Below are 13,800 nucleotides of genomic sequence, written 5' to 3'. Positions count from 1 at the left end.
AATAATTCTTATTTTTTCCTCTAACATTTTAATACCATCTATGGTATTATTAATCTTGAAAGGGCTAATCAAATCAATTCCACGATAATCAGTCATCCTAACCCAATGATTTCTTTTAGCAACATCAATACCGACAATTAGAGTGTCTTGAGAAATTCTTGAAACTTTTGGATTAACATACTTTTGTTCCATGGTATCGCCTCCTGATTTTAGTGTGATGGGGTAATTATATATTATCAGGAGGCGATACTTTTTTCAAAATCTATTTTTCCTTACAGGAATGCTTGTATTAGTGAGATCAAATAAAATCACCTAAAAACATATATTCCCCCATCCAAAGAGGAAACGTAAATTTCCTCTTCGCCTGTAATAAACGGGTCCGCATATATCGTACCACCAATTTTTGTATACCAACAGACTTTTCCTTTTTTGTCTAATGCATAGAACGCTCCATCGTCACAACCAAAATATACATATCCTTTTTCTGAAACGCTCGGCGTAGATTTCACTTCCGCATTTGATGAAAACACCCATCGTCTTACACCAAAACCATCCACACAATAGAAATTCTTATCTCTTGAGCCAAAATAAATTGCTTCACGATCACATTTAGGCGATGAGAGTATCTCACCTTCAGTTTTGAATTTCCACAGACACTCGCCATTAAAATCCACAGCGTACAAATTCTGGTCGTTTGAGCCAAAAACCACGAATCGATCTCCACAAACTGCCGGCGAAGTGTGAACATCGCCACCGGCTACAAATTTCCATAGAATCTTGCCATCTAAAGATACCTTATACAACCTCCCATCATTCGTTGTCACATAGATATATTCTTCGAACACAACAGGTTTAGAATCACTTTCAACTTTTAGTTCAACTGTTAAAAGTTTCTTCCCTTCTGAATTTATTGCATACAGCTTTCCAGTATGACTTACAACGTAAAACACTTTATTCAAAAACTCAGGGGTTGACACTACAATATCTCTCAAATTGCAAAGTTTTTTATATTTCCCATCCTTATTAACAACGTATATCTTTCCATAAAGTGTAAAAATGTAAACATTCTCGTCCTGATCCAATACAGGTGAAGCTATTATATCTTCATCGAAGCACCTATTCCATATGACATTGCCTTCACTCGAAAATTTGTAAACACACCCATCGGTAGATGTTACATAAATCAAGCTGTTGCTCACAACAGGCGAAGAATACACATCGCTCCGAGTCCAAAGAACCTTGGCAGGGCTCTTGTATGTGAGATTGCTTATGCTATCTCCATCACTCTTCAGACTCTCTGGCTCAACTTTTTGAGAGACTTGGGCAAGAAATTTGAAATCAACGTATCTAAAACGCGAATAAACCCAAACGTGGATCCAGCTGTGCACGAACACAAGAATATTGATTAATATATTAAGCTTGAAAACATACAAGAGAGTGCTGAGAAGGGCTAATAAGATGGCTATTGTTCTGAGAACCTTAAAACCACTTTGGAGGGTAATATTATGCATTTTCGAATAAGATAAGAACAAAGGCAAGTAAAATAGCGTGCAAAAGATCCAAAGCTCTGAACGGTACACCAAGCTAATTAGGAATATAGATGAAAGGAGATAATAAAGTCCAAAAATGCGATATCCCTTGACAAAGATAATCTGAAATATGCCTGTTAGAATAAATAACTCCCCAAAAACAACCGCGAATTCTCGATACTGGCTTAAGAAGAACGCAATGCTAAGAAGAACTAATCCAATCGAAACTTCTAAACAGAAATTGTTTGCTAATCTCTTCCCGGTCCGTTGCTGTTTAGTTTGTCCTTTTGGATGCACTTTTTTTCCTCCTCTCAAAGGAGGAACTAGAATTATTAATTTTATCTTTACACACTTTGTCTATACACCTGCTACAGCTCAATCCTAGACACCTTGAGTCAATCCATTATACTACCAATATCAAAATTTTGTATACTTTTTTCAAAAATTTTTTGGTTTTTACATTGATTGACAATAAATAACATTAAAAGTATAATACTGTCAAAAGAGATAAATGTGGAGGGGGTTTGATGATGGAAAAACAGAAGCTCAACATCTTATTCATCGGCGGGGGAAATATTGCGGGGATACTTAAGAGTGAACTCAAGGACCATATTGATCTCTGCTGGTATTACGATTTGAAAAAAACAGACCTTGATTGCCAATACTTAGAACGCTTTGAAATACCTCGCGAAACAGATATCGTTGTCGAATGTGCATCAGTTGAGGCTGTCAAAGAATTCGGGATTGACATTCTTAAAAGCGGTAAGGATTTTTACATCATCAGTTCAGGTGCATTTGCAGACGAAGAGTTCAGAGCAACTTTCTTAGCAGAACTCAAGAATTCTTCCTCAAATGTATATATCCCATCCGGAGCAATAGGCGGAATTGATATTGTCCGTGCAGTGAGAAATTACGTAGAGAAGGTTGTACTAACCACAAAAAAGCCACCAAAGGCATTTGGAATAGAAGAAATACAGGAACCCAAAACAATCTTCTCAGGAAACGCTGTAGAAGCCATTAAGAAATTTCCGCAGAACACAAACGTTTCAGTCACGCTCTCTTTAGCCCTCGGCAGTTTTGAAAAGGTCACCGTCAACGTGGTAGCTGATCCAAATGTTAATGAAAATATCCATGAAATAAATATATTCTCCTCCGTAGGAAATTACACAGTAATTCACAAGAACAAACCGTCTCCAAACCCGAAGACGAGTTACCTCACACCGCTCTCACTCGCGGCGGCTATAAAGCGGAATATAGAGAAATTCAAGATTGGATGATAAGAAAGAATGGATAAGTGAGGTGGAAACCATGGGTCCAACTTCCGCACTTGAAACGTTGAGAAAAGGATTAATAACACCAGAGGAAATAAGAAGATTAGCTGAAGAGAAAGGATACACCATCGTTGCGCACAACTACCAGATTCCGGAGCTCCAGCAAATTGCCGATTATATAGGGGACTCACTTCAACTTGCAAGGCTTGTAACAACTATACCTTCTCAAAAAATTCTCTTCCTCGGCGTGGACTTCATGGCTGAGATGATGAAAGTTCTGAACCCAGAAAGGAAAATCATAGTTCCTGTTAGGCATTCCACCTGCCCTATGGCAAACTCTCTGGAAGTCAAAGACGTGATTGAAGCTAAGCAAAAATACAACGCTCCATTTGTCGTGTATGTGAACAGCCGCACAGAAGTAAAAGCATACGCTGACGTAGTCTGCACTTCGGCAAATGCTGTTGATGTCGTAAACAAACTCGATTCAGATACCGTTCTCTTCGGTCCTGACAAGAACCTTGCTTCGTACGTTGCAGAAAAAACGGGAAAGAAAATCATACCAATCCCCGGTGAAACAGGGTACTGCTACGTGCACAACTATGTCAAAGAAGATGAGATAAGATTTCTGATAAGCAAATATCCCGATGCAAAAGTGATGGTACACCCAGAGGTGCCGAGCAATATACGAAAACTGGCTGACTTTGTAGGCAGCACTTCTCAAATGGAAAAGTATCCAACAACAACGGATGCAAAAGAATTCATCGTAGTAACAGAAGTTGGCATGCTCTCCAAACTTGAAAACCTGTACCCAGACAGAAAATTTATCCCGGTGAGTTCAATGGTCTGCTACAACATGAAGAAAAATACATTGAAGAACACATATTTGGCACTGCTTGAGGAAAAATACGAAGTCCTCGTCGATGAAGATATAGCCCGGAAAGCAAGAAGAGCCGTAGAGAAGATGCTGGAACTAACGAGGTGAGTGGCTGTGTACGAAAAAGTCATAGACTCGTTAGTCGAGTTGATCCGAAAAGACGAACAGTTCATAGACTACGCTTCATACCCACTGCGAGGAAAAGAGGCAAAGGCTGTCATTTTACTTAAAGAGGAAAACATCGTTATTTCAGGAATAGACATTGTCAGAGGTGTACTTTCAAAGTTAGGAATAAAACACGAATTTTACTATAAAGACGGTCAAATCGCTCAAAAAGGCATCATTGGAATGATTGAAGGAGATGCGTACAATTTATTGATTTCTGAAAGAAGCATTCTTAACACGTTATCTTTTATGAGTGCAATCGCGACAAAAGTTCGAAAGCTTGTCGAAGTGATTGAGAAATCAGGAAAAAATGTAAAGATCGCTGCAACGAGAAAGACTATACCATTCACTTCGGAAATGCAAAAAATCGCAATCATGCACGGCGGAGGGGATACCCACAGGCTTAACCTTTCAGATTGTGCTATGATAAAAGACAACCATCTAAAACTGTACGGCTCAGTTAGAAAAGCTGTTGAAGAAGTGAAAAAGGTAATATCGTTTTCAAAGAAGATAGAAGTCGAAGTTGAAGATGAAGAGAGCTCGTTTGAAGCATGCGAAGTGGGAGCAGATATAGTCATGCTCGATAACTTTCCTCCGCAAAAAGCTTGCGAAGTTGCAAGAAAAATAAAAGAAAAATTCCCGCACGTCTTGATAGAGCTCTCCGGCGGGGTTAATCCTGAAAAACTCAGCGAATATCTTTGCGAATACGTCGACGTAATCTCCATAGGCAAACTAACAAGCGAAGTGAAATACGTAGATTTCAGCATGGAGATTGAAGATTAGAAAGCATCACAAATTCAGTTCGTTTATTTCCAAATGTTCAAAAGACTTTTCATCGTTGTACTTAATCTTCGCAAACCATATTTTATCGCTCCCGTCCATAATATACGGGAAAAGCTCTTTATCAATAATGGAGAGGTTATGCTGCATAACCTCTTCTTTTTTTATCCATACGAGATTTCCCTCTTCACTCTCCACAAAATCATCTGAAAGTGTACTACCTGTGAATATGAAAAGCACCCAATTGTAGTGCTCAGGTCCTTCTTCGGAAGTGACCATTTTTAATTTCAAGTTAACAAGTTCGAGCCCAGTCTCTTCCAAGAACTCTCTTCTTATAGCATCCTCAACATGCTCTCCGTCTTCGACATGCCCACCCGGTGGGACTAAAAAACCGGCAAACGGTTCTTTCTTTCTGTGCAGGAACAATATATTTCCGTTATTCTGTGCATAACAGATAACGGCAAGCTTTTGCTTTTCGTTTTTTCTCACTTTTTCTTCTAAAGCTTTGTAATCTATTTTTCTCAAAGTCTATACCTCCAATATTTAAGCAATAATCAAATCCTGATGCTATTAAAGAGTTCATCAATCGTTCTAAGTTCTTGAACAAATTTTGAAAGAGGTTGACCAGATAGAAGCATCTTTACAACAAAGTCTCTGTTTTCAATTAGTGAAACATTCTCCATATTCGGCAAAAGCCTTAGCATCAAATCATATAATCCGTCAATTACATCTACCATCTTAAGGTTAACATTCTTAAACATCTCTTCCAGCATCAAAGCTTTCTCTTCACTAATCTGGCTCAAGTCCATTTTGTACATAAGTGGCTCAGAGCTCGCGATTTTTATATTCTCCCCTTTCATCATCTGTCCCAGCATCCAAGCAATTAGAAAATCTAACAGATGAACAAAGCCCTTATTTGAGAAATATTCAGTATGAGCGAGCATGTATTGTTTATTTAAACTCAATGATATCTCCATACCGTATACCGTGTTTTCTACGGAAAGAAGCGGTACAGAAGTGTAGCCTTTTTGCATCTTTACATGCTTTACAATGACATTCGCAACTTTGAAATTCTCAAAGCTCTTTTCATCAAGAGGGGTTAAATCTCTGAATTCCACGAAGTTCGTTTGATTTTCATGGAGATATTCAATGCATTTCAGCTCTCTGCCAAATAATGTATCAGTGTACTCTCTAACCGAGTCCAGCATCAGAAAATTGAGTATGTTGGTAGAGTGCAGGTCTACATACAGATTGCTACCAATCTGGACTATGCAAGGGCCGTAGTACTCCATCAGATCATTAATCTGCAGTTCCTTATCAAAATAAATCTTCATATTACACTACCCCCCTTCCATACACCCTACATTAATTCTATCACCAAAACCCAGTTTTCCATAAAGAATTTCTAAGCCAACTCTAAGGATACTATAAGAACTTTCTAAGGTTGCATAAGTATAATCGTACCGTCCACCATGAGAATAGGAAGTCCAAAGAAAGGTGGCAAAACTAAAAAAAAGAAAACAGGAGGTTGATGAGTATGAAAAAGGTGTTAGTAGTTTTAGTCGCAGGTGTTGTGTTGGCAGGAAGTCTATTCGCATTCGGACCAAGCTTCGGACCAGGTTATGGTGTTCAACTTAACCAGCAGAACGTCGCAGCTCAAACAGTACAGCAGAGGCTCTATCAAAACTTACCACAAGGCGTTAAACTAAGCGATACCACAACACTGAAAGGGACTATCGAACAATTCTCTTGGACTCCAGAAGCAGGATTCATTTTGAAAGTTAAAACAACCGACGGTGTCATCGACGTTCACGCAGGACCACTCTTCAGACTGACAGAACTCAAAACAGGGCAAGAAATCGAACTCACAGGAAAAGTAGCGGAAACAACTGAAGCAAAGTTTTTCATAGCAGAGAAGGTAGTATTGGGAGACAAGACATTCGATTTAGCAGACAAAGGCAGATTCGGATGGGACGAGCAGAACACAAACGCTCCGAGAGCGCAAGAAGAATTTCAGAATGCACAAAGATATGCGAATCAGAATAGGAACGTTGTGATAATCATCGTCAATCCAAACGTTCAAGCACCAGCGCAAGCTCCTGTTCAAGCTCCTCAAATGCAACCGAACCAGCCAAATATGAACATGAGAGGTGCACCGAGAAGATAAGGGCAGAGAGGTAAAGGAAAAACACCCCCATGTGGGTTATATTTTACCACACTCGGGGGTGTTTTTGTTTTTTACTAGTTCGTTATTAGGGTTATGTGCAAAATAGGTCCTTACTACTATTTCTTCAGCCTCACATTATAAACCTCAAACATCGCACAGATTGGCTCATACGAACACTCCTGCCCAAATCCTCTGCACTTGCGCGTATGTTTTGAGCCCTCAGGTGCGACAAGTTCGATTTCTTCTCCATCCGCTGTAATGGAATTAATAAAGGAGTTCATTTCATCACTCAAGAAAACGGGAACGAATTTCCCTTCTTCAGTAATGCCTTCAATCAAATTCATCAACCAGTCTTCAAAGATTTGATAGTCAAATTGGTAATATTTGCTTATCCTTCCTCTCTTGCCTCCCGGTAAAAATATCTTGGCTTCTCCGTTGTTTTGCCGCTTTGCGTATTCATAGGAGTATTTTTCCTCTTTCTGATCAAACCTGAGAGAGAAGAGTACAAAGTATACATCACTTCCTCTGTACTTAGTGTTTTTCTCCGATTTCTGAATAACCCAGTCATAGAAAAGTAGTTGCTCAATTGGAGAGTTCTTAACTTTTGAATATTTGTAGTCTATTATTAAGTAATCGCTACTTCCGCCTGTTTCTTCAACTGTGTGTCTCACATTTTCGTCTTCTGAAAGTACAACTTTCGGCGATATTCTGTCTATCCGGTCTACTCTGACTGTGAATTCATAACCTTCATGGTGAACTACAAATTCCGATTCGAGTTCGGCAATTTCATCAGAAACTAAGTCTACCGTCGTGACTTTAGTGCTGTTCTTTTTGCGAGGTTTTTCATCACTTTCTTCGCTTGATTGCGACATTCCAAGACTCCTGTTACCTAAGGTTATAACCTTTTTGCTCTGCACAAAAAGGTTCATCAAAGTTAAGAGGTTCTCCTTGAATTCTTTGATCTTCAATTCTTTTGGTATAGAATAAGCATATATGCCTTCGTTGTACAGTTTGACATACTCTTCTTCCAGCCATTCGTCTATTTGTTTTTCATCTATTTCAAAAATCGTCTTTTCTTTCGTAAGTTCAAAGAACCTCTTCACAATCCTATGTGCAATAATTCCATCGTTGATGGATTTCTTATTCTCAATAGCCGCGCCAGGTTTGTAAATATTGAGAACCTGCTGGTAGAAAAATTGGAGCGGGCATTTCATGTATGTGTTGATTTTGCTGAAGCTGAATTCTTTCATGTCCACTGGTCCGACGATGAAGTCCGATTCGCTTAACGTTTTTTTCGAATGTTCGTCAGCTTTCAGTCTTTCGATTTCGTAGTCTATTTCTGAATACACGTCCTCAAGGGATGGTACATATTTCTCAGTGCGCCTTTTGTTGGCAAATTCCGATGTGTATTTGGACGGAACGAGCATGTCGCCCGTGTTCGTTGCAAGCGGGACGATGAGCTGTGATATGTCGCTGAACAATAACGACAGTATCAGAGACCTTCTCTCTCGCTCTTCAACGATTTGATATATCCTCGACCTTTCGCTGTTCGTCTTGAACAATAGCGGGTTTATCTTCTCTATAGATGGGTAGTAATCATCCGTGAATTCCAAGAAGAATTTGTATTTCTTGTTCAAGAACCTCGCATTTGAAAGGTCGACTATGTCAACGACGTTCGCCGATTTGAACGTCTCTCTGTAGCCTGAAGAGTTGAGCAGGACTGTGAGAAGTCTGTATATTTTCCTCCAGCTTTCCAAGCTCTTTCTGTCACCCAATTCGACAATTCTCTTCGTGTAGTCCTCAAGTTTGTCGATTATTTCTATGAATTTTGAGAATGCATTAACCTCGTTGCCCAAGCTGTGCGACACAAGCCTGCTGTCTTGAGATTTTTCAAATGCTTTTGAGAAGCTCTTTGAGTATTTCAATATGAACGCGCGATACCATTCGAAGAAGTCTTTCTCCTGAGCACTCTTGAAGATGTCATCGAGGATTTCAAACAGGTCGTTCATTATCCTCTTGAATTCTTCAAGCTGTTCCAATCTCTTGATGGTGTCGTAGTAGACATCCTCTTCTATTTCTATATTTTCTTTCTCAGCCTTTATCTCCTCTATCTCTTCTTCCAGTTTTCTGAAGAATATCTCGTTCCTCTTCTCTTTGTCCTTCAACAGCGACTGTGTCAAGTTCACGGAGAAGTATCCGAACTGTTTGAATAAATCCTCTATCTCGTCCATTGTAAGTTTTCTTTCAGGAATAAGCGGGGATTCAATAATTGCCAAGATGTTTTCGTAGTTCAGGTCGTTGAAATATGTTTCGAGCGGTTGAATCAATATCTGAACGACTTTGCTTTGCGTTAGTGGTATCTTCCCGCTGTATCTGTAAGGCACTTTCGCTTCGTCGAGCTCCTCCATGAGCCTTCTTGCGATGGAAGAAGATGGCGTAACCACGGCTATGTTGTCGGGATTCTCTCCTTCGATGAGTAATCTCTTAATTTGAGACGCAGTATAGTTGTACTGGTAAATTTGGCTTTCGATTGGTACTTCTTCGATCGTTTTCCTATCTTTCAGCTCTCCTAAGCTGACAAAGCGTTTGTGGCAGTAATCTGTCTTCAGTTCAAAGCCGCTCTCTTTGATAAATTCGTAAACCTCGTCGAGCTGTTCGAATGAGAAATCGTGCGGTCTCTGCCAGACGAAGAATAAAACTTCTTCGGCCTTTTCGAACATTTTGATTAAAGATTTTTGCATCAGCGGTGGTATGTCGAAGAATCCGCTCAGAGCGAGTGTTTTCCGCTCAGGTTCAACATGCTCAGCTTCTTCAACGTACCATCTGTATACGCTTATGGGGTCGTATATTTTCCTGCCTTTCAATTTTTCTGCTGATTCCTGCATCTTGCGGATGATTTCGCTGAGTATCTCGGCAAAGGGCGTTTCAGGATTCTGGAGTATTTCGTATATGATAGCGTACGTGCCTTTGAGTTTTTCTTGGTTTTCGTTCAGCTCATCTCCGTAGAGCGTCAGTTCCCATACTTTTTCGAACAAGTCGACGATGTATTCAATTATCGTCGGAGATTTGGAGAGCGTTCGCAATATAATCTCCTTTTGTGAATCGCCTGAGAATTTTTTATCCGCTGCGAGTTTATCGATGACGTCTGTGACGTAGACTGTGTAAAAATCTCTGTCGAAGACTTCCGCATCGTAGTTGTTCAGTTTAAGTATTTCGGTAACATACTGGTTAATGACTCTGAACGCATCCCTGTTTATCGCTTTCCCAACCCTTCTTGCTACGCTGTCAGCCACTTGCCTGACATAGAATCCGGATGGCCCGATGAAGAGAAAATCAAGCGGGTCTCTGAGGTACATCGGAGCGATCTGTTCAGCAATGAATTCGAAGTGGTCTCCATCTATCGGGATAAGATAGGCAACTTTCTTCGTCATATTTTCATCATCTCCTCAAAGCTCTCGATCTTCTCAACAATCTTATCGAAGAACCTTTCATCGGGCGGGTCGATTCTCAGAGCCTGCCCCCTCGGAACGCTGACTAAGTACCCACAGTGGACTTTTCCAATGTCGGAGAGCAAGTACATGTAGAATTTCAGCTGGAATTTGTAGCGTTCAATTGCATCTGAGTTACCGTAAAGGTCTGCGCTTTTGAAATCGACAACGTAGAACTCACCGTTTTTCAAAAATACCTTGTCAGGCACGCCGAAGAGTACATAGCTCTTGCCATCTATTTCGATATGCTTTGCGATTCTCCATTCGGATAATATCTTCTCGTTCTCGTTGAACAGGGGTTCTAAGATGTGAACGTTCAATATCTGCTCAGGTATACTCCCTCGCTCCACGAGAGCTTTTATATGCTCGTACTTATTAACGCTTGTGAGTATCGAGTGGACTTTTTTACCGATGTTTATCTCCGACGACCTTTCAAGCAGTTCGTTGAGTGCTTCAAGCCTTGCCATGCTGCCTCTACCTTCGTAGTTTTGATACGCTCCAGCGGAAGCGAAAGAAATACCTTCCGAAACTTCAAAATCCTGCTCCAATTCGTTTATCGCTTCCAAATCGCTCTTTTCATCTCTCAGGTTGTAAATTATCGTTGGTGAGATGTACCTTTTGTAGGCAGTTTGTGTGAAATCTGTTTCGATAAGTTCTTTGTTGAACTTACTTTCTATCTCTTCTGCACTCGCCTCAGCCTGTTCAAGATGAACCTCTTCATCACTACCAACAATCTCCCCAATGAGCTTTTCAATTTCTGAGATGTTTTCGATGACTTTTACGTTCTCTTCATATCCTTTATAATCTAAATACTTAATTGCAGGCGTTCCTTTCTTGTTGTCGCTCTTTTTTTTCTGCAAGTCCAAGACAAAGAGCATTTCTTTAGCCCTTGTTATCGCTACGTAGACTTTTCTCAGGATTTCGGTTTCGTCGTATATGATTTCTGCTTCCAATATTTTCCTCAATTCTTTTTCCAACTCTGCTGTCAATTTCCCGTTTCCGAACTTCTCGATAACTTTATCCAAGAACTGACTTATGTATATGTACCTCACACTCTCAATTTCGTTCTCTGAGTAAGGGAATAGCGTCTTCTCTTCGTTTCTATCCCCGTAGTCGTTGTTCACCAAAAAGACAATGTTGAACTCCAAACCCTTAGATGCGTGCACAGTCATCATGCGCACGACGTCTTCTTCTTCAGAGATTTCAGACGCTTCAACTTCTTGGATTTCAGAGATTTTCTCAAGCAGTCTTGTCAGTTCAAGGAATGTCGGTGCTTGGTCGTTAAAGTCGGAGGCTTGCTCGAGTAGTTTCCTAACGTTCCTGAGCCTCTGGCTCGAGTTGGGATATTGTGCAAGCTTTCTGAGGTATTCGCTCTCTTTGATGAATAGTTTGAGTGTTTCTGCGGGCTTCAGGTAGTACTTCAGCTCGTCGTATTTTTCAATCAGGTCGAGCATCTGGCAGATGTGATGAGGAAGTGCCCCTTCGTTTCTCAAATCTTTTGCGCACTGGAAGAATGATTTCTTTATACCCGACTGCGCAGATTCCCTGTATCTTTGTGTTATTCTGTTCAGCATTTTAAGCCTTTCATCCGAAGAGTTGTCCGCATTTACGGAGTTTTCGGAGATTTCCTCGAAAAATGGGCTCAAGAAGATTTGGACGAAGTGGTAGTTGTTGTTCGGGTTTTGGATAACGTCGAGAGCTGATATAACGGCTCTTATTTCGGGTCTTCTGTAGAAGCCTCTTCCTTTGACTATGTAAAGTGGTATTCCTTCTCGTGCAAAGACTTCTCTGTAGACATCCTCAACTTCTTGGAGTTTGTAAGAAAGTATGGCAAAATCTTTGTAGGTTATCTTTCTTACAACCGGAACATGTTTTCCGTCCTGTTTCTCGTAAAACGTCATTTCTTTTCCGACAAGCGCTTTTATCATCTTGGCAACGCTCAGAGCTTCAATCTCTCGCTCGTTTTTCTTTTCCTCATCGGATGCGGCGTTAACCTTGATGTAATTCACTCTCTTAACTCCATCAGGTACATTTTCATTTGGATCTGGCAAGAAAGCTGAGGAGGATTTGTCGTCTGATTCTATGAACCAAAGTTTATTGTAAAGATCTGGATATTTCAATCTAAAAACTTCGTGTACGAAGATCTTTTCTTCTTCATTTTCTTTACTGTTCTTATTTGTGTTCTTGTTTGTAGCAAGTCCTTCGTAAATGACATTGTTGAAGATAACATTCTCAGAGATGTAGTTAAAGTAATCAACGAGTTCTGGATGGGAACGGTAATTCGTCTTCAGCGAAAGTATGCTGTACTTCCCATTGCCATCCTTGATTTTCTTTTCGAATTTGTTCATCGTTTTTACAAAGACGGAAACATCACCGCCTCTGAACCTGTATATCGACTGTTTCCTATCACCAACGTAGAAGATGTAGTTTTCATCGGTATGTATTAAGTCGAATATCCTTTCTTGGAGGTCGTTCGTGTCTTGAAATTCATCGACTATGATGTATTTAAACCTCTTCTGGTAGTATTCTCTTATGCTCGGTTTTTCCAAGACCTTCAGCGTTTTCTCGAGCACGCCTTTGAAGTCGTATTCGAAGTTGTCTATCGTTTCAGATTCGTAGAATTCAGCGGCGATGAGTGCTATGTTTCTAAACGCCCTCAATGCGCCTCCGGCCTCTTCAAATACTTCAAGTAGCCTTTCGCTTACTTTTGAATCGTTGAGCTCCAACCTCCAGCTCCTGACAACTTCTTCTATCTTCTCCTTAACCTTGAACACATCTCCAAAGATGTTGAAAAGATGGAATATATCATCTTTGCTCTCTGCCAAGTCCTTTACAAGCTCTTCTATTCGCTCTCTTCTTTCTGTTGTGAGACCGTACAAGAAGGGAGATAACTTATCCGCAATTCTCTCGCCGTCTTTCAAGTCGTATACTTCAAATGCAATCTGTATTGCCTTTTGCGTTGCTTTATCAACTATCCTGAGCATCTTCAGTTCGTTTATTATCTTGAAATTCGGGTCAACACCGGCTTCCACATTCTGCTCGATTAAAACTCTTCTGCAGAAGCTGTCTATCGTTGAGATGATGGCCCTTGACATATTGCGGTAAACTTCGTTCCAGTATCTGTATTCTTTTGAATTTGGGTCAACCGCTGTAAGTTTTTTCTGAATCTCTTTCATTATCCTGTCTTTCATCTCATTTGCGGCTTTGTTCGTGAACGTAACGGCAACAATTGAGTCGACAATGTCGCTTTTTCCTTCTTGTTCGTAATGTTCTAATATGCCAATGTAGTAATTTGTGAGTGTGTAAGTCTTTCCGGTACCCGCAGAGGCTGAGATGAAGTAATTACAATTTGGATTCTGTCTTACTATTTCAGCTACGGAGCGGTTTTGTTGATTTTGCAAAATTTCCATATTATCACCTCGCTAAAAATTTCGGCAAAAGTATATATTTCACATTCAATTTTAGCACAGAATTATTTTTAATTTGGCATACAGTGAATTAGATTGTAACATATTAAAGTTGTATA

General features: G+C 40.1%; 9 protein-coding genes and 1 pseudogene. 4 read left to right on the top strand and 6 right to left on the bottom strand.

Features of this window, described 5'->3' with window-relative positions:
- Together BUA11_RS06055 and BUA11_RS06050 are read right to left on the bottom strand one after the other, a co-directional pair.
- Nucleotides 1-192, bottom strand: a pseudogene (locus tag BUA11_RS06055) (IS110 family transposase); the annotation flags it as partial.
- 116 nt (nt 193-308) lie between these two features.
- The gene (locus BUA11_RS06050; protein WP_072759429.1) at nt 309-1,826 is read right to left on the bottom strand and encodes an outer membrane protein assembly factor BamB family protein; all 1,518 of its coding nucleotides are present in this window, start codon (nt 1,824-1,826) and stop codon (nt 309-311) included.
- Between the two features lie 230 nt (nt 1,827-2,056).
- Here BUA11_RS06050 and nadX point away from each other — a divergent pair, with 230 nt between their 5' ends.
- Genes nadX through nadC form a run of 3 tightly spaced genes read left to right on the top strand, consistent with a single transcriptional unit; the run spans nt 2,057 to nt 4,622 of the window.
- Nucleotides 2,057-2,806, top strand: coding sequence for an aspartate dehydrogenase (gene nadX, locus BUA11_RS06045; RefSeq protein WP_245789572.1), 750 nt, complete (start codon nt 2,057-2,059; stop codon nt 2,804-2,806).
- A gap of 31 nt (nt 2,807-2,837) precedes the next feature.
- A complete protein-coding gene (nadA, locus tag BUA11_RS06040) occupies nt 2,838-3,782 on the top strand; it encodes a quinolinate synthase NadA (RefSeq protein ID WP_072759427.1) in 945 nt (314 codons plus the stop codon).
- Nucleotides 3,783-3,788: 6 nt separating this feature from the next.
- Entirely contained in the window at nt 3,789-4,622 is an 834-nt protein-coding gene (gene nadC / locus BUA11_RS06035) for a carboxylating nicotinate-nucleotide diphosphorylase (protein ID WP_072759425.1), read from the top strand.
- Nucleotides 4,623-4,628: 6 nt separating this feature from the next.
- Here the strand turns inward: nadC and BUA11_RS06030 are convergent, their stop codons facing one another.
- Both BUA11_RS06030 and BUA11_RS06025 read right to left on the bottom strand, forming a co-directional pair.
- On the bottom strand, nt 4,629-5,144 hold the full coding sequence (locus BUA11_RS06030) for an NUDIX domain-containing protein (RefSeq protein ID WP_245789570.1): 516 nt from the start codon (nt 5,142-5,144) through the stop codon (nt 4,629-4,631).
- Nucleotides 5,145-5,173: 29 nt separating this feature from the next.
- Nucleotides 5,174-5,953, bottom strand: coding sequence for a hypothetical protein (locus BUA11_RS06025; protein WP_072759424.1), 780 nt, complete (start codon nt 5,951-5,953; stop codon nt 5,174-5,176).
- Nucleotides 5,954-6,156: 203 nt separating this feature from the next.
- On the opposite strand from BUA11_RS06025, the gene BUA11_RS06020 reads away from it, so the two are divergent.
- On the top strand, nt 6,157-6,786 hold the full coding sequence (locus tag BUA11_RS06020) for a hypothetical protein (RefSeq protein WP_072759422.1): 630 nt from the start codon (nt 6,157-6,159) through the stop codon (nt 6,784-6,786).
- A 116-nt stretch (nt 6,787-6,902) separates the two neighbouring features.
- On the opposite strand, the gene BUA11_RS06015 is transcribed toward BUA11_RS06020, so the two are convergent.
- On the bottom strand, nt 6,903-10,217 hold the full coding sequence (locus BUA11_RS06015; RefSeq protein WP_072759420.1) for a PD-(D/E)XK nuclease family protein: 3,315 nt from the start codon (nt 10,215-10,217) through the stop codon (nt 6,903-6,905).
- Nucleotides 10,214-13,684, bottom strand: a complete 3,471-nt coding sequence (locus BUA11_RS06010) for a UvrD-helicase domain-containing protein (protein WP_072759418.1) — start codon at nt 13,682-13,684, stop codon at nt 10,214-10,216. The genes BUA11_RS06015 and BUA11_RS06010 overlap by 4 nt, the downstream gene beginning before the upstream one ends.
- Between the last annotated feature and the right edge of the window lie 116 nt (nt 13,685-13,800).

The sequence above is a fragment of the Fervidobacterium gondwanense DSM 13020 genome, from assembly GCF_900143265.1.
Lineage (GTDB): Bacteria > Thermotogota > Thermotogae > Thermotogales > Fervidobacteriaceae > Fervidobacterium > Fervidobacterium gondwanense.
The sequence above is the reverse complement of the archived record's forward strand: the minus strand, read 5'-3'. Positions and strand labels throughout refer to the sequence as shown.

What these genes read in the sequence shown, in the direction of transcription:
- BUA11_RS06025 (WP_072759424.1), bottom strand. Translation starts at nt 5,953, where the DNA reads ATGAAGATTTATTTTGATAAGGAACTGCAGATTAATGATCTGATGGAG.
- BUA11_RS06015 (WP_072759420.1), bottom strand. Translation starts at nt 10,217, where the DNA reads ATGACGAAGAAAGTTGCCTATCTTATCCCGATAGATGGAGACCACTTC.
- nadA (WP_072759427.1), top strand. Translation starts at nt 2,838, where the DNA reads ATGGGTCCAACTTCCGCACTTGAAACGTTGAGAAAAGGATTAATAACA.
- nadX (WP_245789572.1), top strand. Translation starts at nt 2,057, where the DNA reads ATGATGGAAAAACAGAAGCTCAACATCTTATTCATCGGCGGGGGAAAT.
- BUA11_RS06020 (WP_072759422.1), top strand. Translation starts at nt 6,157, where the DNA reads ATGAAAAAGGTGTTAGTAGTTTTAGTCGCAGGTGTTGTGTTGGCAGGA.
- BUA11_RS06010 (WP_072759418.1), bottom strand. Translation starts at nt 13,684, where the DNA reads ATGGAAATTTTGCAAAATCAACAAAACCGCTCCGTAGCTGAAATAGTA.